The organism is Chryseobacterium sp. NG-CE01 (genome assembly GCF_055695505.1).
In genome coordinates this window covers 2,841,751-2,864,077 of the sequence record NZ_CM146369.1, presented here as the reverse complement: position 1 = coordinate 2,864,077, position 22,327 = coordinate 2,841,751, and the positions used below count along the sequence as shown (strand labels likewise).

Here is a 22,327-nt window from a genome sequence, read left to right as displayed (position 1 = left end):
GCATTAGTGAATTATTTCTGTACTGAATATTATGAAAATACTCACTTCACCTGCCAAATTGATGAATACCGAGAATTCTACGGATCTGCTGAAAACAACGGTTCCCAGATTCATTGATGACGCCGCTTTTATACAATCATACCTTAAAGAAAAATCTCCGAAATATCTTTCTGAGCTGATGGAAATCTCAGCAAAACTGGCAGACGAAAACTGGGAAAGAAACCAGAAATGGAAGGCAAAACCTACGGCAAAAGAATCTGCTCCGGCACTTTATGCCTTTACCGGAGAAGTGTACAGAGGTCTTAACGCCAAAACACTGGATAAAAGCGCCGTAGATTACCTACAGAAAAACCACAGGATTCTTTCCGGGTTATACGGATTGCTGAAACCTTCGGATAAAGTAATGCTCTACCGCCTGGAAATGGGACGGCCGTTTGAATTTGAAAGCTATAAAAATCTGTATGAATTCTGGAAAGAGAAGATTACAGACCAGCTGAATGCTGAAATGAAAAAAAATGAAATTCTCCTAAATCTGGCAAGTAACGAATATTTTAAAGTAATAGACCGAAAAAAGCTCAATCATACGGTTATTGATTTTGATTTTTATGAATTAAAAAACGGAAATCCTAAAACGATTGTTGTATACACCAAACATGCCAGAGGAATGGTCGTTCGGTTTTGTGCAGAGACCAATGCCAAAACACTGAATGACGTGAAAGCATTCAACTATGAAGGCTATAGAATTGATGAGGAAAAATCTACTGATACAAAACTGGTTTTTACAAGATAAATGACGATTTCCGAATATAAAAAACATTTTAAAACAGAGCTTTCCGAAATATATACAGATTCTGAAACCGCTTTTTTAAGCTTAATTTTTATTGAAAAAATTACGGGATTTAATTCTTTTTACCAAAGAAGATTCTCAGATCAGGAATTGCTGATTGACGATGAAAAAAAACTTTCTGAAGTTCTTACCGAACTGAAAACCGGTAAACCATATCAGCATATTCTTGGTGAAGCTGAATTCTACGGAATGACCTTTTTTGTGAACGAGCATGTACTGATTCCAAGGCCGGAAACGGAAGAATTGCTGGAATTGGCTATAAAAAAAATCCATGCCTCAGCATTACCAATTGAAAGCCTGAAAATCCTGGACATCGGAACGGGAAGCGGAATCATTCCTTTGGTTTTGAAAAAGCATTTTCCAAATGCGGAAGTTTTTTCTGTTGATTATTCTGAAAAAGCCCTGGAAGTGGCAAAGAGGAATGCAGATTTTCATCAGCTTTCGATCAATTTTATCCATGCCGATTACCTGAATTTTGAACTGAAAGATCAGTTTGATGTGATCATTTCCAATCCGCCTTATATTGGAATTGATGAGCAGGACGAAATTGAAGATTCCGTAAAAGGTTTTGAACCGGAAATGGCGCTCTTTTCCCCAACTTCAGACGCCTTAATTTTCTACCGGAAAATTGCCGGGGATGCAAAGAATTTCTTAATAGACAACGGATTATTGTTTCTTGAGATCAATCAGAAACTGGGTCCTGAAACGCTGGAATTGTACACCAAACATTTTGCAGAAGCGGAGCTGATCAAAGATTTATCCGGAAACGACCGGTTTGTTTTTGGAAAAAAGTAATAATCTTAATACCAGTGTTGAAGAAGGAGTGAATAGGCTTTATGTTTAATAGATAAAATATTTTATAAAGCTCTACGTTATCAATCAAACTAACCGTGTATTACATGAGAAAGACATTTTGCTTTATAGGAATTCTATTTATTTCATTAACCTCCGCGCAGGAATTTACCACTTTTAGGAACGGGCTTATTTACAATGAAAAAACCATGGATAAGCTTGGGAAAATTGTTGATTCCTTACATCTTAAATATAAAACCTGCGATCTTACCAAAGTTTATTATTCTAAGAAACAGGTAAAAGGCTGTATTATCAATCTTAACTCAGGAAATGTTGCCGAGGCAAAAAATGATTTGGATAGTAATATTTCTTTAGAAAATTTCATTTTGAAATATCCTGATGCTGCCGTAAGAAAAGATATTCTTATTACAAAAACAAAGACAAAGGATTATCATAAAAAGGACATCGTAATATATAACGAATTGTCACTTGATGATAATTATGGAGTCTATATAGAAAAAGATTATAAAAAATCTACTGCAGAAAATCCCGAAAATGAGATGTGGGTTTACGAATATCACCCTAAAACTTCTTATTCCGGGGCATATATCAAAGCATTTTATTTACCGGAAAATTTTAAGAGCTTTCCTTTAGATCCAAAATACTCAAAACAAATTATTTACTCCGATTGTCTGATCGATACTTCAATTACGAAATTCAAAGAAAATGCTAAAAGAGAAAGATTTGATGCGGTCATCTCTCTTCCTGAAAATTGGCAGAGTTTATCTAAAAATGACCAAGAAAAACTTTTAGATAAAATGAGAGCTTCTGAGGCTGTAGGATCCTGCAGTCAGGATTTTAGCCCAAGAATTCAGGGTATCAGTATGGCACTTTTATCTGCTGAAACCGCTCATTGGGAAATCTTTTTAAGATCCCATCTCGATATCATGAACGACCGTTTTGAAAGAGTATCTGATGCAAGCTATGCGTGGAAAGACCGTCAAACATATATTAAAGAACTGGAAGAACTGGACATTAATGTTCCTGATCTTTTACTGGGAATTTATTTCAGAATAGATAATGCGGAGAAAAACCATTATTACGGAGACATCGGAAGACTTGGAAGGGCTATTTCAGAATCGAAAGACAGAGCGCTGTTTCTTACGAAAATTCTTTCGATGATCGAGGATGAAAAACTTGATGATTACAACAGAGTTTTAGCCTATTTTCTATATATAAACTGTAATTATTACACCAAAAGCAAAACAGAGAAAAAATTTAATAATGCCAAGGTCATTAATGCTGTAAAAAGGCTTCCAAAATACCTTTCGGACAATATTAAAGTTGAAACGATATAAACAAAAAAACCAATGAAATGTTCATTGGTTTTACTTTATCATTTAATTTTAACCTATCCTATCCTTTTTCGTACAAAGATTTCATACGCCAGATAAATCAGCGGAAGCGACATAATTCCTAAAAAAGGAGAATTGGCGATGGCAGCCTGCGGCTGAACAGCAACAGCATACACCAGCCCAAAAAATGCACCTCCCAAATGTGCAGCATGACCGATATTATCATGTTGGTTCGGATTCAGCATTATATAAACGGAATAGCTGAAATACACAAGTCCGAATACAAATCCGGGAATCCCGATCGGAATAAAGAACATATAAATTTCAAGGTGGGGAATCATGGCGATTGAAGCGAACAAAATCCCCGAAACGCCTCCACTCGCTCCAATTGCAGAATACCACGGCTGTCTCTGGTATACAAAAAGTGAGAATATATTTCCAAGTAAGATTGATCCTAAATAAATCAGCAGAAAGCCCACATTACCGAACGCCTGCATTACCACTGGCCCGAAAAAATAAAGCGTCATCATATTAAACAAAAGGTGGAAAATATCTGCATGCAGAAATCCCGATGAAAGCAGGCGGATATACTCTTTTCTGTTGCGGATAGCTCCTACATTGAATTTATATTTTTCGAAATTACTGCTTCCGTTGGGCGCAACAAAGCTTATAATCGCGGTAATGGCTATTACTAATATTAAAATATTCATACTTTTTCAATTTAATTATCAGAATTGTTTTCACTCTGAAACAGATCACCTATCATGCCATCTTCATCAATGCCGGCTGTCGGCTCCGGGTCTTCGTACACTTCAGGTTCTTCCTCTTCAGGTTCGGGAACGGTAATATTGATTGTCTTTACCTTAAATTTCGTAAACTGGTTTCCGATGGCTTTAATACCTTTTACGGCAATGAACTCATCAATATTTACGGTTTCAGGCTCTCTTTCTTTGCCTTTATCTTTCGCGAAAATAATTTCAGCAGTAGCGCCGTTGGCAACAATTACGTTTTCAATAAACGATTTCGGATGTTCCGAAGGCATGAAAGTTTGTATATTCGGGGTATTTTCAAATAAGAATCTCTTAATGAAATAAATATCCTTTTCTCCGTCGAAATAAATACATGTTACCGGTTGGTTCGGGCGCCATTTTTCCAGGACAAGATATTGATCGTCAAAACGGTTTCCAAGGTCAAAAGAGACCAGTTTCGCTTCACCGTTCGTATTAATGGTCAGTATTTTATTATCTCCTTTAAAACTTCCGAGCAATGTACCGCGCCCATCGGCATTCAGTCTTCTTACGGTATCATCAAACCATATTTTTCTCGGCGCAAGGGTAGAAACACCTTCTTCTTTTAGGTCTACCTTTTTCACCGAATATTTGGTTACCAGGTTTCCTTTGGAATCCCGTCCTTTAATGGCCAGCTCAGAGAAATCAACATCCATTTTATTCTTCCTGATTCTCGGATTCGGTTTTAAAAGAACAGAAACGGTCTCTGCCTCCCCGTTTGGATTGGCGGAGAAATACAGCACTTCAGAACCTTTTTTGTCTGAAGCCAAAGGATAATCGGTATTCCGGGTAACTCCTGTTACAGAGAATCGTTTCATATAATACGGACCTTCCCTGCCTTCACGGTAGATCATATTATACACCGTTCTTTTATCATTTTTCTTCCAGATGGCAACGTGCAGGATATCTTTTCCGATAAACGTCTTTGCTTCCACTTTCACGACTTTCATGCTTCCGTCCTTTCTGAAGGTAATAATGTCGTCAATATCCGAACAGTCAAACAGATACTGGTCTTTTTTGAGTGACGTTCCGATAAAGCCTTCTTCGAAATTCGCGTAGAATTTTTCGTTGGCCACCGCAACTTTCGTTGCATCAATGGTATCGAAAATCCTGAGTTCTGTTTTTCTCTGGCGGTCTTTTCCGTATTTTTTCTGAATATTGAGGTAATAATCAATGGCGTACTGAACAAGGTTATTCAGATGGTGTTTTACCATTTCGATTTTGCCTTCCAGGGCAGCTATATTTTCTTTAAATTTATCTAAATCGAATCTTGAGATTCTTTTGATCCTGATCTCTGTTAGTCTAAGGATATCTTCTTCAGTAACCGCTCTTAAAAGGTGTCCTGTATGAGGCTTTAACCCTGCGTCAATCGTTTTCAGCACATCTTCCCAGGTTTTTACTTCTTCAATGTCATGATAGATCCTGTTTTCAATAAAAATTCTTTCGAGGGAAGAAAAATGCCAGCTTTCCTGCAATTCGTGAAGCTCGATTTCCAGTTCTTTTTTAAGCAATGAAACCGTATGATCGGTATTCATTTTTAAAATATCGGAAACATTCATGAACATTGGCTTATCCCCAACAATTACACAGGCATTCGGTGAGATGGTAACCTGGCAGTCGGTAAAAGCATATAAAGCATCGATTGTCTTATCCGGAGAAACATCATTATGAAGATGAATCAGAATTTCAACCTTATCCGAGGTATTGTCCTCGATTTTTTTAATCTTGATCTTCCCTTTTTCGTTGGCTTTGAGAATGGAATCAATAAGATCACTTGTCGTCTTGGAGTACGGAAGTTCCGTAATGATGAGCGTATGTTTGTCCAGCGGTGAAATTTTGGCTCTGGCTCTTACTTTACCGCCTCTGTGACCGTCATTATATTCCGAAACATCAAGATATCCTGCCGTCATAAAATCAGGAAAAAGCTCAAATCGTTTTCCTTTAAGATATGCAACGGAAGCACTGATTAATTCATTAAAATTATGCGGGAGAATTTTCGTGGAAAGTCCAACCCCGATTCCTTCGACACCCTGTGCCAGAAGCAACGGGAATTTTACCGGAAGGTCAATCGGCTCGTTATTCCTGCCGTCATACGACTTTGCCCATTCTGTAGTTTTCGGATTGAAAACCACCTCCAGTGCAAAAGGAGTAAGGCGTGCTTCAATATATCTTGCGGCAGCGGCAGAGTCTCCGGTATAGATGTTTCCCCAGTTTCCCTGGGTATCTATCAGCAGTTCTTTCTGCCCGATTCCTACCATTGCATCCGTAATAGAAGCATCACCGTGGGGATGATACTTCATCGTATTCCCTACAATATTGGCAACCTTGTTGTACCGTCCGTCTTCCAGCTCACGCATCGAATGCATGATTCTTCGCTGAACAGGTTTAAAACCATCGTAAACCGACGGAATGGCCCGGTCTAAAATTACATAAGAAGCATAATCCAGAAACCAGTCTTTATACAGGCCGGAAACTTTTTTTAGGCTTTCACCTTCATGCGGGTGTTCTTCTGTCATTATTTATTTTATTATTAGCGCTGTTCTCTTTATTTGTTTTTGTTACTTTATTCAAGGAAAACCTTAAATCAGCAATCTGTTTTCTTGTAAGGTATGAGATTTCATATTTCAGCAGGGTTACTCCGTTGCTTTTGCTTGATATCGTAATGTACAGTCTTTTCATAAAAAACATGTTGATGATTTCAAATTTCAGCAGTTTGTACTTTGGAAATTCATCGTTCAGAGGTTTTTGCAGAAAAGGAATTACATTCCTGTTCCTGAAATGAAGGGCCTCCCCGTCACTGTCATATTCAAAAATCTGTCTCCCGTTGAGGTAAAACAATATCAATGACAGCAGTGGCACAGCAATAAACAGCAGGCTTTCCTTTCCCAGGATATTAAATCTGTTTTCTTCCAGAAAATAGGCTACTGCGCCGGCTGCCAGGAACATCATCAGCAATGTATTGATAAAGCTGTATACCGAAGTTTTGTTGCGGTTACTTAATCTCATATTTGTGTGTGTTTTGTGTTTTTTCGGTTATCGAATATTATTTTTTCATCTGCACTATATCAACTCAATACTTCTTTTTTATCTATATCCGGATCTTCTACCACAAGGTTTTCCAAAATAAAAACCTGTCTGTCCGGTGTATTTTTACCCATGTAAAATTCCAGGAGCTGATCGATGGTCTGGTCTTTTCCTACAACAACGGGCTCCAGGCGGATGTCTTTTCCTATGAAGTGCTTGAATTCATCCGGTGAAATTTCTCCAAGACCTTTAAATCGGGTGATTTCAGGATTCTTTCCAAGTTCGCTCAGTGCCTTTACCCTCTCCGCTTCAGAATAACAGTACCTTGTCTCTTTTTTATTTCTTACCCTGAATAAGGGGGTCTGAAGAATATAAAGATGGCCGTTTTTAATGAGGTCCGGGAAAAACTGCAGGAAGAATGTGATCATCAGAAGCCGGATGTGCATTCCGTCAACATCGGCATCGGTTGCAATAATTACCTGGTTGTATCTTAAATCTTCCAGACTTTCTTCAATATTAAGAGCAGCCTGCAGCAAATTGAACTCTTCATTTTCATACACTACTTTTTTGGTAAGTCCGTAGCAGTTCAGAGGTTTTCCTTTTAATGAAAATACCGCCTGTGTTTCCACATCCCTGGATTTGGTAATCGATCCCGATGCAGAATCTCCCTCGGTAATGAAGATCTGGGTTTCTCCTTTTCTTTCGTTTTTCTGATCGTTGTAATGCTGTCGGCAGTCACGAAGCTTCTTGTTATGCAAAGAAACTTTTTTAGCCCGTTCTCTGGCCAGCTTCTGGATTCCTGAAAGTTCTTTTCTTTCTCTTTCGGAAATTAAAATCTTTCGCTGAATAGCCTCGGCTACCTCAGGATTTTTATGTAAAAAGTTATCCAGTTTACTTTTCAGGAAATCAATCACAAAAGTCCTTACGGTCGGCCCGTTGGGTCCGATATCATTGGAACCTAATTTTGTTTTGGTCTGGGATTCAAAAACAGGTTCTTCCACATTGATGGAAATTGCCGCTACAATTGATTTTCTGACATCAGAAGCGTCGAAATTTTTATTGAAAAACTCACGGATGGTTTTCACATACGCTTCCCGGAAAGCATTGAGGTGTGTTCCTCCCTGCGTAGTATTCTGCCCGTTAACGAAGGAGAAATATGTTTCCGTCTGGGATTTGTCTGTATGCGTTATAGCCACTTCAATATCATTATCCTTCAGGTGAACGATAGGATAAAGCGTTTCATTTTCAAGCTCCTCTTCCAGCAAATCTTTCAGTCCGTTTTCGGAGTAAAAAGTTTCACCGTTGAAAAATATTTTAAGCCCGGGATTAAGATAGGCATAATTGCGGAGCATTCTTTCAATATACTCTTTTCTAAACTTGAAATTCAGGAAAATATCACCGTCCGGAATAAATGATATTTCAGTTCCGTTTCGGTCGGAAGTATCTTTTTCATCATAGTTTTCCGTGATCATTCCTTTGGAAAACTCGGCCACTTTCAGTCTTCCGTCCCGGAATGAGCGGACGCGGAAATATTCAGACAAAGCATTTACGGCTTTTGTACCGACACCATTTAGACCTACGGATTTCTTGAAGGCCTTACTGTCGTACTTCCCTCCGGTATTCATCTTAGAAACAGCATCCACTACTTTTCCAAGCGGGATACCCCTTCCGAAATCACGGATAGTAACCTTGCCGTCATCTACTTTTATTTCGATTCTTTTACCGGATTTCATCCTGAACTCATCGATGGAGTTGTCCAGAATTTCTTTAAGTAAAATGTATATACCATCATCAGCAGAAGAACCGTCTCCCAGCTTCCCGATGTACATTCCGGGGCGTAAACGGATGTGTTCCTGCCAATCGAGGGTTCTGATGTTATCTTCGGAATAGATTGGATTTATTTCTTGTGACATATGTAATTTCAGCAAACATACAAAAATACGAAATTGAACAAAAATATCCGAAGTTTTTGCATTATTTTTCACGAATATTTATCTGAAAACCCAAGGTTTTTAATACTAAAAACACGTAATTACATTATCCCGTAAAATAAAAACAATAAACTGTATTTATTTAAAATTTATTGATGAATTTAAGCTAATCAGGAGTAAAGTTGATAAGCTCTGGAAGGGCGACCGGTTAATAATCAAGCAAATATTTTAGCATACGCCTGAAATATTCAAATCAAAACCCAACTGTATAGGCCAATATTGAAAATTTTGAATTAAATTCGATATTCTAAAAGATCTTTATGATACAACTTCCTTTATCTAAACTTTCCGACGTCGGAACATCGATTTTCAGCCAGATGACGCAGCTTGCGAATGAGAACGAGGCGATCAATCTATCTCAGGGATTCCCGGATTTTATGCCGGATCCTGAATTACTTGGTTACGTTGATCATTTTATCAGGAAAGGATTTAATCAATACGCACCAATGGGCGGAATGATGGCTCTAAAGGAAGAAATTGCGAAAAAAATTGAAAATTCTCATCAGGCTATCTACCATCCTGATCTGGAAATTACCGTAACTGCAGGGGGAACGCAGGCTATTTTTACCGCTATTGCAGGCTTTATAAAAAAAGATGACGAAGTCATTATCTTCGAGCCTGCCTATGATTGCTATGAACCTACGGTTGAGCTGTTTGGAGGAATTGTCAGACGCTTTGAAATGAAAGCTCCGGACTATGAAATCGACTGGAATGCGGTACAGAACCTGGTAACGGAAAAAACAAAAATGATCATCCTTAACAACCCAAATAATCCTGCAGGAAAGGTTTTGAAGGAAAATGACTTTCAGGAACTGATCAAAATCGTCGAAAATACTTCCATTCTTATTTTAAGCGATGAGGTCTATGAAAATATAGTGTTTGACGGACGACAGCATATCAGCATCTGCAAATATCCCGAACTGAAAGAAAGAAGTTTATTAGCAGCCTCCTTCGGAAAGCTGTTTCATGTAACAGGATGGAAAACAGGTTATTGCGCCGCTCCCGAAAATCTGACTGCAGAATTCAGAAAGGTTCATCAGTTCAATGTGTTTTCCGTGAACAGTCCTATTCAGCTTGCTTTGGCAGAATATATGAAAAACCCTGAACACTACAACGGATTAAGCGCTTTTTTCCAGGAAAAACGGGACTTTCTTAGGCAAGGTCTTGCCGGTACGGCTTTCGAACTGTTAGATTGCGAAGGAACCTATTTCCAGGCTTTGAAATATGATAAGCTTTCTGATAAAAGTGATATTGATTTTGCCCGCGAACTTACGATTACCCATAAAGTAGCCAGTGTTCCGTTTTCATCTTTTTATAAAAACAGGCTGAATGAAAACGTGATCCGTGTATGCTTTGCGAAAAAGCAGGAAACATTGGAAAAAGCGATTGAGAATTTGTCGAAAATATAAATAAAAAAGGTGGCTTCGAGAGCCTCAGCCACCTTTTTTAATGATTTCGAGGACCCCAGCCACCTTTTTTGGTGATTGAGAATAATCCAGCAACTTTTTGCATAATTTGAAAATACCCTACAATCTTTTTGGTGATTGAGGTTCTCGAAATCACCAAAGAGATCCAGCACCGAAAACCTCAGTTATTCATTAAAATCCGGCGGCTGAGGTCCTCGAAGCCGCCGGATTTTAGTTTATAAAAACATTCCGCCGGAGGCTTCGATTCTCTGCCCGTTGATCCATCCGGCATCTTCCGTACAAAGGAAAGCTACCACTCCACCGATATCGTCTGGAAGTCCTGCTCTTCCTAAAGCCGTATCTCCGGCAACCATTGCATTGATATGCTCATCATCTCTGGTTCTTCCTCCTCCGAAATCTGTTTCTATCGCTCCGGGAGCTACAACATTCACTTTAATTCTTCTTGGCCCTAATTCTTTCGCCATATATTTTGTTAACATTTCCACTCCGGCTTTGATGGAACCGTATATTGAAGATCCCGGTAATGCAAATCTTGCCAAACCTGAAGAAATATTGATGATTCCTCCGTTATCACTCATGTAAGGTAAAAACTTTTGGGTCAGGAAAAATACGCCTTTGAAGTGAATATCAACCACATCATCCAGCTGCTCTTCGGTTACATCGGGAATCGGTGCATACAGTGCTGTTCCGGCATTATTGATCAGAAAATCAATGTTTCTGCTGCCTGTGTTTTCCTCAAGATGATCTCCCACCGTTTTTACAAAAGCATCAAAGCTTCCTACGTCTTTTGTGTTAAGCTGATAAGCGATTGCCTTTCTTCCTAATGCCTGAATTTCACTTACTACTTTATCAGCTTCTTCTTTATTGCTGTTATAGGTAATGATCACATCAAGACCTTTCTGAGCGATTTTAAGGGCTGAGTTTCGTCCCAGACCACGGCTTCCGCCGGTAATTACTGCAATTTTTGTTCTTGCTTCCATTATTTTATTTTTTTGATGAAACAAAGTTCAGAAATTTCAGACCGTTATGGTTTGCTTTAATCAAACTGAAATTTGCAAAATTCAAATCACGAACGGAATTCCATTGGTGCCAGTGAAGTTTTCTTTTTAAAGAAGTTGGAAAAATGAGCAATCTCTTCAAATCCCAAAGCGTAGGAGATCTCGGAAATGTTCCATTTCGTCTGTTTTAACAAAATCTTGGCTTCCTGCACAATTCTTTCGGCAATGATTTCCGTAGTGGTTTTCCCGGTGCTTTCTTTTAATTTTTTGTTTAAATAATTCACATGGACGGCTAACCTGTCGGCGTAGTCCTTTGCAGTCTTCAGCTGTAGTCTCTGGTCGGAGGATTCGATGGGAAACTGCCTTTCCAGCAATTCGATAAACAGGGAAACTACCCGTAAAGAAGCATCATTCGAGGTCGATAATTTTGAAGCCGGCTGCAGCTTTTGTCCGTAGTGAATAAGCTCCAGCACGTAATTCCGGATCAGATCATATTTAAAAATATAATCCGAATTTATTTCTTTTTTAATCTTCCGGTACAGCTGTTCGATTTCGTCTGCCAATTCATCATCAATTTCAAATAACGGAATATTTCCTGGCTGGAAGATCGGCAGGTCTTCAAGGGTATTGTATGATTTGTCTTTGATTAAAAAATCTTCGGTAAATACACAGAAGCTCCCCGATTGGTTCGTATCTTCGGGAATCCAATGGTACGGAACTTTTGGGGTAGCAAACAACAATGCATTGTTTTTAATCTGTATGACCTTGTCTGCGTATTCGGCTCTGTTCTTTCCTCTTATCAGGCTTATCTTGTAATATTTTCTCCTGTTGTAGGGCATTTCGGAAGTAAGCTTTACCTTTTCGATGGTCTGCGCAATATCAAAAACATTGAAATGCCCGATCTCTTTGTGCAGTCCTTTGGGAAATATGCTTTCGATATCCGTTCCCAGTTTAGAAGTTATCTCACGGTAAAAATCATCCAGTGATGCATAGGAAGTATGTGCTGTTTTTTCCATACCTAAAATTTGTATAATTCAAATGTACGAATATTGTACACAAAATTAAATGACAAAACCTCCGATCATTTCCAGCTCCCATTTCCCGTTTCTGTATTCGGCTGCATAATCGGTAGAAGAGCTGCTGTCCCATTTGTTAATATAAAATCGCTCCGGAAATTCTTTATTTTTTCTGATTTTGGAAATCCCGAAATCGCAGACATCTGTAAACCTTACATAATAACTCTGTTTGTCTTCGTTTTCGGGGATAAATAACACTTTATACTCTGCGGGATTAATCTGATGAAAATAATCGCAATCTGTTTTAAAAACCTCAAAATAATACGGGTTTTTTTTGAAGTCAGGAGTTCCTGCATACGTCGGAAGAAGCATTTTTTTCTGATCTATACATAGGATTTATGTCAGTAAAATCATTAATTCCGTCCCCGTCAGAATCTTTATCATCAGGGTTCAGATCAAAGCATTTCTCAAAAATATCATTGTAACCATCCTGATCCGTATCCTTCATTAATTCTTTGAGATTAACTTTGAACATTTTGCCATCAGCGATCGCAGAATAATCATCATGTCTGGGAACTTTAACAATCTGTATCAGACTTCCTTCTACCTGTAACACTCCATCTTTAATAAGTGGCTGATTCTGAATTTCATTGAAATAGTAATGACTGAAACTTAAACCCAAGAAATAAGCAGAAGGTTTGCGATCAGCTATTTTCAACAACCAGTATCCCAGATCATTTCTGCCTAAAGCATATTTTGTATTTTCAACATTTTGCTGTTTGTAGATCATAAACTTATTATGAAAAGCATCCTTAAAATCTTTAAATTCAGTTTCTTTTTGTTTCATAATCTCATCATAATTCTTCCACTTGTATTCATGTGCGTACAAGCTGTCTTCTTTAAAACTCCTAAAGGTTTTTAAATCTACAATCTCTAAATAAGAAGGTTTTTTAGTCAGGATTTCTTTTACAGTAAAAGGCTTTTGCTCAATATATTCAGGTTTTTCTTTTTCGGATTCAAAACAATTTTTCTCAATCGTTGACGAACAGGAAATAAGCGGTATCAGCGCAAGGAAATATAAAATTTTCATACTTAAAAGTTTCGGACATGAATGCAAAAAACGCTCCCAAAATCAATCGGAAGCGTTTTTCTATAATAACTAACTTTAATATTTTCTTATACGTTGAATCTGAAGTGCATGATGTCGCCATCTTTCACAATATATTCTTTACCTTCAACAGAAAGTTTCCCGGCTTCTTTTACTTTCGCTTCGGAACCGTACTGCATATAGTCATCATATTTAATAACTTCTGCACGGATAAAACCTTTCTCAAAATCGGTATGGATTACTCCAGCCGCCTGAGGCGCCGTCCATCCCTGACCGATCGTCCAGGCTCTTACCTCCTTAACTCCTGCCGTGAAATACGTCTGAAGTTTTAACAAATCATAAGCTTTTCTGATCAGACGGTTAACTCCCGGTTCTGTAAGTCCCAATTCTTCGAGGAAAATCTCTCTTTCTTCGTAGGTTTCCAGTTCATTGATGTCCGCTTCGATCTGAGCAGCCAGTACTACTACTTCTGCTCCTTCATTTTTAGCCATCTCTTCAATCTTGCCGATCCATTCGTTTCCGTTCTTAATGGAGTTTTCATCCACGTTACAAACGTAAAGCACCGGCTTATTGGTCAACAGCTGAACTTCTCCGATGATTGTTTTAGTAAAATCATCCGTTGGAAATTCTCTGGCATTTTTACCGTCTTCCAAAAATTTCTGAAGGTTCTGAAGCGTTTCATACGTCAGAATATCTTCTTTCTTTCCGGATTTGATGAATTTTTTTGCTTTTTCAACGGCTTTTCCTACGGTTTCAAGGTCTTTCAGCTGAAGCTCGATGTCGATAATTTCTTTGTCTCTTAACGGATCTACGGAACCTTCTACGTGGATGATGTTTCCGTTATCAAAACATCTTAATACATGAATGATCGCCTCACATTCGCGGATGTTGGCCAAAAACTGGTTACCCAGCCCTTCTCCTTTGCTGGCTCCTTTTACAAGACCTGCAATATCCACAATCTCCACCACTGCCGGCAAAACTCTTTCCGGTTTTACTATTTTTTCCAGTTCAAACAAACGCTGGTCCGGTACGGAAACCGTTCCGAGGTTGGGTTCGATGGTACAGAAAGGATAGTTGGCCGACTGTGCTTTTGCGTTGCTCAGACAGTTAAAAAGAGTTGATTTACCTACATTCGGTAAGCCTACGATTCCACATTTCATAACGTAAGATTCAAAGTTTAATGTTTAAAATTCAAGGTTTAATGTTTAGAGTTAGGCTTAAAGTTTATATAAACAATTAAATTAAACTCGAAACTATAATCTTTGAATTATGAGTGTGCAAAGATAGTGATTTTAAAGAGAGTTTCATAATAAAAAAATCCGCCAGAAGCTGACAGATTTTTTATGTATTCAATTTACCGGATTAGCTTTACGGATTGTCACCCGTTGCTTCCTGAGCAAGCGGAACATCGTTTGGTGCGTTTTCCAGTGTTTTATCCAAAGTAAACAGAGATTCATTGGTAGCCCGGTCTCCGCCTGCGATTTTCAGTTTGTCCATCAGGTTCATCGCCAGGGTTTCTTCTTCGATCTGTTCCTGAACGAACCACTGCATAAAGTTCCATGTCGCCCAGTCTTTTTCCTCTAATGCCATATCTACAAGTCTGTAAATCGCCGTCGTATTGTCTACCTCATGTCTGAAAACGCCTTCAAAACATGCGGTAAGAGATTCCGGATCGGCAGGTGGCGCCGGTATGGCTTCCACTTTAGGTTTCCCTCCCCTGTTCAGAACGTACTCCATAAATTTGATGGAATGGTTTCTTTCTTCCTGAGCGTGTCTGTAAAGAAAGTTGGCAATCCCCTGATATCCTTTATCATCTGCCCAAATTCCGTAAGATAAAAAAACATGTGATGCATGGATCTCTTTATTCATCTGATCACTAAGCGCTTTTTCCATCGCTTCGGAAAGTCTGTTGGTATTCATAATTCATATTTTTTAGTGATTATGAATCAATACGATGCAAAAATAGTTCCGAGAATATTCCAGAGGGAGTTATTGTTTTTGTGGTATTTATAATAGCTTGAAATACTTTATTTTAGATGGATAATTTATAGTTATTCTAAACTTCTGCACCTATGAAACTGCAGCTTTATCAGAAATATTTTTCATTTCTTTCGGAGCTTAATCCCGCTTTCCGCTGCAATCTTTTTTCCTCACCCTGATCCCTCTCCAGTGAGAGGGATTTTCAGCCGCAAAAAAGGATTTTCACTGCAATCGGGGCTAGGGTTTAAGTCATTCATTTCAATATTTGACTTTATTATTACAATTCAACTTTACAGGACCACCCCGTCTTCTCCCTATGGTCGAATCCACCCCTCCAAAGGAGGGGAATTTTGTTTATGTGATCTGATTATTTAAAAAAGAATCTTTTTAAACCACAGATTTCTCAGATGGTCACAGATGATCGTGTGGCTTTTCGTTATTCTGAATAGAGCAAAGCGGAATGATGATTTTTTTTACTGCCCGCAGATTTCTCAGATGCCGCAGATCATTATGCTGTAGTATTGTCATTCTGAGAGAAGCGAAGAATCTTTTTTCAACCACAGATGTCGCAGATGGTCACAGATGATCGTGTGGCTTTTCGTTATTCTGAATAGAGCAAAGCGGAATGATGATTTTTTTTACTGCCCGCAGATTTCCCAGATGCCGCAGATGATTATGATGTAGTTTGTCATTCTGAGAGAAGCGAAGAATCTTTTTACCTACCGCAAATTTCGCAGATGGTTACAGATGATCGTGTGGCTTTTTGTTATTCTGAATACAGCAAAGCGGAATGATGAATTTTTTTATTGCCCGCAGATTTCTCAGATGCTGCAGATGATTATGATGTAGTTTGTCATTCTGAGAGAAGCGAAGAATCTTTTTACCTACCACAGATGTCGCAGATGGTTACAGATGATCGTGTGGCTTTTTGTTGTTCTGAATACAGCAAAGCGGAATGATGAATTTTTTACTGCCCACAGATTTCTCAGATGCCGCAGATGATTATGCTGTAGTATTGTCATTCTGAGAGCGGCGAAGAATCTTTTACCTACCGCAAATTTCGCAGATGGTTACAGATGATCGTGTGGCTTTTTGTTATTCTGAATACAGCAAAGCGGAATGATGAATTTTTTACTGCCCACAGATTTCTCAGATGCGACAGATCATTGTGCTATAGTTTGTCATTCTGACAGAAGCGAAGAATCTTTTTACCTACCGCAAATTTCGCAGATGGTTACAGATGATCGTGTGGCTTTTTGTTATTCTGAATACAGCAAAGCGGAATGATGAATTTTTTACTGCCCACAGATTTCTCAGATGCCGCAGATGATTATGCTGTAGTTTGTCATTTTGAGAGGAGCGAAGAATCTCACTACAAAAGTTTAAGATTCTTCACTGCATTTTTTGAAATAGTTATTGGTCTATTTTATTTGTTTTGCTGTATAATCGCTTTCATTTCCTAACCGGTCAATGGCTTTTATGGCAACAGCAGTAAGCGTTTTTCCGTCTTTAGACTTCGGGATTTCCCTGGAAAGCTGATCCAGTGTAAGAATATCTGTTTCCCAGACCCCGTTGTACTGCGTGAAAAGCACCCACTGAAAAACATCCCCTATATTTTTCGTACTCCAGCTTACCTGTACCAAACTTCCGTTATCATTGATAAAAAGACTTGGAATCTGTAAAGGTGCCGCTTTCAGCCATGGCGTTTTCGGAACGAGGGCCTTTTCTTTGTACGGCCCGTTTTTCAATGCCGGTAACATCCCCGGATTTTTGGTAAGTCCTGCAATACTCCAGTGTATTTCTCCGGCACCGTTTCCTAAAACCTGCCTCGAAATTTCAATCTGGTTTTTGATTTCTGAAGGACGATCCGAAGATCTTATTTCCACTGTATTTAATCCCGGCCAGAGATGGCGGTTTAAGGTATTCTCCGATTTCCACCAGTTTAAAAGGGCTTCGAAAGGCTGTCCCTTTGATTCAATCGGCCAGTATAATTGAGGAGAGAAGTAATCTACCCAGCCTTTATTTAACCATAATTTAGCATCGGCATACAATTCGTCATACTGAGATGATCCGACAATTCCCTGCGGATATCCCGGCTTCCAGATGCCGAACGGACTGATTCCGAACCGGACATAGCTTTTTTCAGCATGAATTTCCTTATAAATCCTTTCAACAAATTTATTGACGTTATCTCTTCTCCAATCTGCTCTGGATAACGTTCCGCCATTTCTTACGTACTCGTTCCAGGTTGCATGGTCCGGGAAATCGGCGCCCCTGTTGTAAGTAGCATACGGATAAAAATAATCGTCAAAATGGACGGCATCAATGTCGTATCGTTTTACAATATCTTTCACCACATTGGAAACGTGGCCCTGGGTTTTCGGATTGGCGGGATCAAACCAGTACATTCCGTTTTTAAGCCGGATCACAATATCTGAAAGTTTGTTCACCATCGATAAACTATTCGGGCTTCCGCCGTTGGAATGATGGGCCCGATAAGGATTCAGCCAAACGTGAAGTTCGAGGCCTCTTTTATGGGCTTCTTCAATCCAGAACTGCAGCGGATCATAATTGGGATAAGGCGCAGCACCCGTCTGCCCTGTCAGAAAGTAAGACCATGGTTCGATATTACTGGTGTATAAAGCATCAGCGGAAGGTCTTACCTGGAAGATCACGGCATTAAAATTATTATCTTTCAGCATATCCAGCATGCTGACCGCTTCTGCCTTCTGCTGGTCCACGGAAAGGTTGTTTCTTGAGGGCCAGTTGATGTTGGCCACACTGGCAATCCAGGCACCGCGGAATTCTCTTTTGATCTCAGGAAGAACCGTCCTGAATGTTTCATCAGGTGGAATTGCGGCTCCTGGTTTCGGGCCGGCTGGCGGTAAGGTTTTATTTTTAGCTGTATTTTTTGAAGGGGCGGAAGCTTTTACATAATTATTCTGGGTTGAACAAGCCATGAATGACGTAAAGACGCCTGATAATATGATTAGTTTTAAGTGATTTATTCTCATATCTGCAAAACTACATTAATTTATTTTGTTGATTTAAATTACGATAATAAAATTAGTTAAACGCAAGGATCGCAAAGTTTTTTTTCTACTAACGGAAGTCAAAGCATCTTGATATTGTAAGGTTTTTTAAACGCAAAGGGCGCAAAGAGTTTTTGCATACTAACTGTTTTTAAGGACGCGAAGGCGTTTCACTCAGCTAAGAGCGCAGAGAATTTTAGAAAGTAATGTATTTTAATTTCTCCCGCAGATTTCACGGATGACGCAGATTTTTTTAACCTTTATTTATCAGGAGGTTGTCATGCTGGAAGTATCTTGATTTCGAAATGTTTTTTTAACGCAAAGGGCGCAAAGAGTTTTTGAATACTAAACGTTTTAAGTTCGCAAAGGCGTTTCACTCAGCTAAGATCGCGAAGATATAAAATGCTACAGAAAGCTAGATATTATTCTATCGCAGATTTAACAGATGACGCAGGTTTTTTTAACCTATACTTATCAGGAGATTGTCATGCTGAAAGTATCTTGATTTCGAAATGTTTTTTTAACGCAAAGGGCGCAAATGTTTTTTTTGAATACTAAACGTTTTAAGTTCGCAAAGGCGTTTCACTCAGCTAAGAGCGCCAAGAATTTTGGAAAGTAATGTAGTTTAATTTCTCCCGCGGATTTCACGGATGACGCAGATTTTTTTAACCTTTATTTATCAGGAGGTTGTCATGCTGGATGCATCTTGATATCGAAATGTTTTTTAAACGCAAAGCGCACAAAGAGTTTTTGAATACTAACCGTTTTTAAGGGCGCGAAGGCGTTCTACTCAGCTAAGAGGGCGAAGGTATAAATGCTACAGAAAGCAAGCTAGATTTTATTCTCCCGCAGATTTCACGGATAACGCAGATTTTTTTAACCTTTACTTATTAGGAGGTTGTTATGCTGGAAGTATCTTGATTTCGAAATGTTTTTTTAACGCAAAGGGCGCAAATGTTTTTTTTGAATACTAAACGTTTTAAGTTCGCAAAGGCGTTTCACTCAGCTAAGAGCGCGAAGGTATAAAATGCTATAGAAAGCTAGATTTTAATCTCCCGCTGATTTTACGGATGACGCGGATTTTTTTGTAAACTTTACTTTATTAAGAGATTGTTATACTGGAAGTATCTTGATTTCGAAATGTTTTTTAAGGCAAAGGGCGCAAAGAGTTTTTGAATACTAAACGTTTTAAGTTCGCAAGGGCGTTTCACTCAGCTAAGAGCGCGAAGGTATAAAATGCTATAGAAAGCTAGATTTTAATCTCCCGCTGATTTTACGGATGACGCGGATTTTTTTGTAAACTTTACTTTATTAAGAGATTGTTATACTGGAAGTATCTTGATTTCGAAATGTTTTTTAACGCAAAGGGCGCAAAGAGTTTTTGAATACTAAACATTTTTTAAAGGCTCGAAGGCGTTTCACTCAGCTAAGATCGTGAAGGTATAAAATGCTATAGAAAGCTAGATTTTAATCTCCCGCTGATTTTACGGATGACGCAGATTTTTTTTAACCTTTACTTATCAGGAGGTTGTCTTGCTGGAAGCATCTTGATTTCGAAATGTTTTTTAACGCAAAGGACGCAAAGAGTTTTTTGAATATTAACTGTTTTTAGGTTCGCAAAGGCGTTTCACTCAGCTAAGAGCGCAAAGGATTTTTTTGGACGGCTTTGCAAGCTCTAACTGATTCTTAAGATAGGCAAACCTTTTTGTTTATTATTGAAAACAATGATTTATTGTTATTAATATTATTATTCATTGTCTGTTCCAATAGATTAAATGCATTTGTTTACGTTGATACAGCATATACTGGACAAGCCTTCGTTTAGCTTTGCGATTGAATAAAAAAAGCTCCGGAATTCGGAGCTTTGATATAGTAGTGAAAGTGGGATTATGCTTTTGCAGATCTTTCCACTTTTTTTCTTTCTTCTTCGGAAAGGAGTTTCTTTCTCATACGGATGAAGTTCGGAGTTACCTCGATGGCTTCGTCAGCCTGGATGTATTCCATACATTCTTCGAGTGAGAATAGGATTTTCGGAGCAACGCCTGTATCTTTATCTTTTCCTGCGGCTCTCATGTTGTTCAGCTGTTTTGCTTCCACGATGTTTACCACAAGGTCACCCGGTTTGTTCTGTTCTCCGATGATCATTCCTGCATAGATTTCCTCTCCCGGATCTACGAAGAATTTACCTCTGTCCTGTAGTTTGTTGATGGAATATTCTGTTGCAGGACCTTGGGTTTTGCTGATCAACACTCCGTTGTTTCTTCCCGGAATGGCTCCTTTGAAAGGCTTGTATTCCGTGAAACGGTGCGCCATAATGGCTTCTCCGGCTGTAGCGGTTAGCATCTGGGAACGCAATCCGATCAGACCTCTTGAAGGGATTTCGAATTCCATGTGCTGCATTTCGCCTTTGGTTTCCATGATGTGAAGGTCACCTTTTCTCTGGGTAGCCAGATCGATTACTCTTGAAGCATATTCTTCAGGAACGTCTACTACCAAAGATTCGTAAGGCTCACAGCTTACTCCGTCGATTTCTCTAAGGATAACCTGTGGCTGACCGATCGTCATTTCGTACCCTTCTCTTCTCATGGTTTCAATTAAAACCGATAAGTGAAGGATCCCTCTACCAAAAACCAGGAATGTATTGGCATCGTCTGTCTGCTGTACTCTTAATGCCAAGTTTTTCTCCAATTCTTTGGTTAATCTTTCTTTCAGGTGGTTAGAGGTTACATATTTACCGTCTTTCCCGAAGAAAGGTGAATTGTTGATAGAGAATGTCATGTTCAGGGTAGGCTCATCGATCGCCGTTCTTTCCAACGGTTCAGGATTTTCCAGGTCCACGAAAGAGTCTCCGATCTGGAAAGCGTCGAAACCTACAACAGCACAGATATCTCCTGCCTGAACTTCAGTTACTTTTTTCTTTCCTAATCCTTCGAAAACGTATAATTCTTTAACTTTTCCTTTGGCAATTTTACCGTCTGCCTGAGCAAGACCGATCCACTGGGATTCTTTAATTTCCCCTCTGGTTACTTTTCCGATCGCGATTCTTCCTAAGAAAGATGAATAATCCAGGGAAGTGATCTGCATCTGAAGGTTACCTTCGGTTACTTTCGGTTCAGGAACATATTGAAGGATACCATCCAGTAAAGGGAAAATATCTTCAGTCTGCTCCAATGAAGTGTTGAACCATCCCTGTTTTGAAGATCCGTAGAATGTTGGGAAATCCAATTGCTCTTCGGTAGCATCAAGGTTGAAGAACAGATCAAATACCTGATCGTGAACCTCATCAGGACGACAGTTCGGCTTATCAACTTTGTTGATCACCACCAGTGGTCTCAATCCTAATTCCAGTGCTTTCTGAAGTACGAAACGGGTCTGTGGCATCGGCCCTTCGAAGGCATCCACCAACAGGATTACCCCGTCTGCCATTTTCAATACTCTTTCTACTTCTCCCCCGAAATCGGCGTGACCGGGTGTATCAATTACATTAATTTTCGTGTCTTTATAAGTAACAGAAATATTCTTGGATAAGATGGTGATCCCTCTTTCTCTTTCAAGGTCGTTGTTATCCATAATTAACTCCCCACTCTCCTGATTTTCTCTGAAAATATTGGTTGCGTGGATGATCTTGTCAACCAGCGTGGTCTTACCGTGGTCAACGTGTGCGATGATCGCAATATTTCTAATGTTTTGCATAAAAGATTTTTACGGGTGCAAAAGTAGTGATTTTTAATGAAATACCTGCTAATAAGTTGTGTTAATTAACAAATTCATAATGAGGATGTTTTGTGAATTTAGATAATAGTCTTTTAAGATTAACTTTTATAATGCTGATTTTTAACCTTAAGATTTTGTAAGGGTTTAAGATGAATAAAGAAATATCTTTGATATTTAATAAGCCAAGAACTCTTGTTTATGCTGCCGGATTAGTTTTTAGCGCAAAAGAACAAAGACTCTGATAAAGTTATTAAA

16 protein-coding genes are annotated in these 22,327 nt (G+C 38.9%); 4 read left to right on the top strand and 12 right to left on the bottom strand.

What is annotated here, in order from left to right; all coding sequences use genetic code 11:
* The first annotated feature begins 31 nt into the window (after positions 1-31).
* The 3 genes from yaaA (at position 32) to ACYT6F_RS13280 (ending at position 2,997) form a co-directional block, all read left to right on the top strand.
* On the top strand, positions 32-790 hold the full coding sequence (yaaA, locus tag ACYT6F_RS13290; RefSeq protein WP_472598149.1) for a peroxide stress protein YaaA: 759 nt from the start codon (positions 32-34) through the stop codon (positions 788-790).
* Positions 791-1,642 (top strand): peptide chain release factor N(5)-glutamine methyltransferase, encoded by an 852-nt coding sequence (prmC, locus tag ACYT6F_RS13285; protein WP_472598148.1) that lies wholly within the window; start codon positions 791-793, stop codon positions 1,640-1,642.
* 104 nt (positions 1,643-1,746) lie between these two features.
* Positions 1,747-2,997, top strand: coding sequence for a hypothetical protein (locus ACYT6F_RS13280; RefSeq protein ID WP_472598147.1), 1,251 nt, complete (start codon positions 1,747-1,749; stop codon positions 2,995-2,997).
* A 53-nt stretch (positions 2,998-3,050) separates the two neighbouring features.
* On the opposite strand, the gene ACYT6F_RS13275 is transcribed toward ACYT6F_RS13280, so the two are convergent.
* The 4 genes from ACYT6F_RS13275 to ACYT6F_RS13260 are packed head-to-tail and all read right to left on the bottom strand — an operon-like array spanning position 3,051 to position 8,719.
* Entirely contained in the window at positions 3,051-3,704 is a 654-nt protein-coding gene (locus tag ACYT6F_RS13275; protein WP_472598146.1) for a rhomboid family intramembrane serine protease, read from the bottom strand.
* An 11-nt stretch (positions 3,705-3,715) separates the two neighbouring features.
* Positions 3,716-6,298 carry a DNA gyrase/topoisomerase IV subunit A gene (locus tag ACYT6F_RS13270; RefSeq protein ID WP_472598145.1) on the bottom strand — a complete coding sequence of 861 codons (2,583 nt, stop codon included), beginning with the start codon at positions 6,296-6,298 and terminating at the stop codon, positions 3,716-3,718.
* On the bottom strand, positions 6,276-6,788 hold the full coding sequence (locus ACYT6F_RS13265; protein ID WP_472598144.1) for a hypothetical protein: 513 nt from the start codon (positions 6,786-6,788) through the stop codon (positions 6,276-6,278). The genes ACYT6F_RS13270 and ACYT6F_RS13265 overlap by 23 nt, the downstream gene beginning before the upstream one ends.
* 59 nt (positions 6,789-6,847) lie before the next feature.
* Complete coding sequence (locus ACYT6F_RS13260) at positions 6,848-8,719, bottom strand: DNA topoisomerase IV subunit B (RefSeq protein ID WP_472598143.1); 1,872 nt, start codon at positions 8,717-8,719, stop codon at positions 6,848-6,850.
* A gap of 338 nt (positions 8,720-9,057) precedes the next feature.
* Between ACYT6F_RS13260 and ACYT6F_RS13255 the strand changes: the two genes are divergently transcribed.
* Positions 9,058-10,206: a methionine aminotransferase gene (locus ACYT6F_RS13255; protein ID WP_472598142.1), complete on the top strand. Its 1,149-nt coding sequence runs from the start codon at positions 9,058-9,060 to the stop codon at positions 10,204-10,206.
* A gap of 233 nt (positions 10,207-10,439) precedes the next feature.
* Here ACYT6F_RS13255 and ACYT6F_RS13250 read toward each other — a convergent pair whose 3' ends face one another.
* The 8 genes from ACYT6F_RS13250 to typA all read right to left on the bottom strand — a co-directional run bounded on the left by ACYT6F_RS13250 (position 10,440) and on the right by typA (position 22,051).
* Positions 10,440-11,204 carry an SDR family NAD(P)-dependent oxidoreductase gene (locus ACYT6F_RS13250; RefSeq protein ID WP_472598141.1) on the bottom strand — a complete coding sequence of 255 codons (765 nt, stop codon included), beginning with the start codon at positions 11,202-11,204 and terminating at the stop codon, positions 10,440-10,442.
* A gap of 86 nt (positions 11,205-11,290) precedes the next feature.
* On the bottom strand, positions 11,291-12,238 hold the full coding sequence (locus tag ACYT6F_RS13245; RefSeq protein ID WP_472598140.1) for a helix-turn-helix domain-containing protein: 948 nt from the start codon (positions 12,236-12,238) through the stop codon (positions 11,291-11,293).
* 45 nt (positions 12,239-12,283) lie between these two features.
* Positions 12,284-12,610: a hypothetical protein gene (locus tag ACYT6F_RS13240; protein ID WP_472598139.1), complete on the bottom strand. Its 327-nt coding sequence runs from the start codon at positions 12,608-12,610 to the stop codon at positions 12,284-12,286.
* A complete protein-coding gene (locus tag ACYT6F_RS13235) occupies positions 12,579-13,328 on the bottom strand; it encodes a hypothetical protein (protein ID WP_472598138.1) in 750 nt (249 codons plus the stop codon). The genes ACYT6F_RS13240 and ACYT6F_RS13235 overlap by 32 nt, the downstream gene beginning before the upstream one ends.
* An 86-nt stretch (positions 13,329-13,414) precedes the next feature.
* A complete protein-coding gene (ychF, locus tag ACYT6F_RS13230) occupies positions 13,415-14,506 on the bottom strand; it encodes a redox-regulated ATPase YchF (protein WP_472598137.1) in 1,092 nt (363 codons plus the stop codon).
* A gap of 208 nt (positions 14,507-14,714) precedes the next feature.
* Entirely contained in the window at positions 14,715-15,266 is a 552-nt protein-coding gene (locus ACYT6F_RS13225; RefSeq protein WP_472598136.1) for a ferritin, read from the bottom strand.
* Positions 15,267-16,747: 1,481 nt separating this feature from the next.
* A complete protein-coding gene (locus tag ACYT6F_RS13220) occupies positions 16,748-18,340 on the bottom strand; it encodes a glycoside hydrolase family 10-like protein (RefSeq protein WP_472598135.1) in 1,593 nt (530 codons plus the stop codon).
* Positions 18,341-20,245: 1,905 nt separating this feature from the next.
* Positions 20,246-22,051 carry a translational GTPase TypA gene (gene typA / locus ACYT6F_RS13215; protein ID WP_472598134.1) on the bottom strand — a complete coding sequence of 602 codons (1,806 nt, stop codon included), beginning with the start codon at positions 22,049-22,051 and terminating at the stop codon, positions 20,246-20,248.
* Positions 22,052-22,327: the final 276 nt, after the last annotated feature.